This is a genomic window from Mycobacterium sp. 1245499.0, assembly GCF_001673615.1.
Lineage (GTDB): Bacteria > Actinomycetota > Actinomycetes > Mycobacteriales > Mycobacteriaceae > Mycobacterium > Mycobacterium europaeum_A.
Map to the genome: position 1 here is coordinate 1 of NZ_LZMG01000014.1, position 809 is coordinate 809.

Sequence of the window (809 nt, forward strand, 5' to 3'; positions counted from 1 at the left end):
ATTTACGATGTCTCGAATGAATTTTTCGCATTATTCTTAGACGCGACGATGGGCTACACCTGCGCCTACTTCGAGCGTGATGACATGACTCTCGAAGAAGCCCAAATTGCGAAGTTCGATCTGGCGCTGGGCAAATTGAAGCTCGAACCCGGGATGACGCTGCTGGACATCGGTTGCGGCTGGGGGGCCACCCTGCGGCGGGCCATCGAGAAGTACGACGTCAACGTCGTCGGCCTCACACTGTCGGAAAACCAGGCCGAGCACGTGCAGCAGTCCTTCGATCAGATGGACACCCCCCGCAGCCGGCGGGTGCTGCTGGAGGGCTGGGAGAAGTTCCACGAGCCCGTGGACCGCATCGTGTCCATCGGCGCGTTCGAGCACTTCGGCCGGCAGCGCTACGGCCGCTTCTTCAAAATGGCCTACCAGGCGCTGCCGCCCGGCGGAGTGATGTTGCTGCACACCATCGTTCGGCCGTCGTTCAAAGACGCGCGGGCCAAGGGCCTGAAGCTGACCCACGAAATCGTGCAGTTCTCGCAGTTCATCCTGGCCGAGATCTTCCCCGGCGGCTGGCTGCCGACGCCGCAGACCGTCGGCGAGTACGGAGTGACCGCGGGCTTCGACCTGACCCGCGTCCAGTCGCTGCAGCTGCACTACGCCAGGACCTTGGACCTGTGGGCCGAGGCACTCGAGGCCAATCGCGAGCAGGCGATCGCCATCCAGTCCCAGGAGGTCTACGACCGGTACATGAAGTACCTGACCGGCTGCGCGAAGTTGTTCCGTGCGGGCTACACCGACGTCAATCAGTTCTC

At 62.5% G+C, this 809-nt stretch carries 1 protein-coding gene; it reads left to right on the top strand.

Annotation, left to right across the window (positions count from 1 at the left end; translation table 11 throughout):
• Positions 1-809, top strand: an 809-nt coding sequence (locus A5646_RS00535) for a cyclopropane mycolic acid synthase family methyltransferase (RefSeq protein WP_067019077.1), incomplete at its 3' end; no start/stop codon positions are given.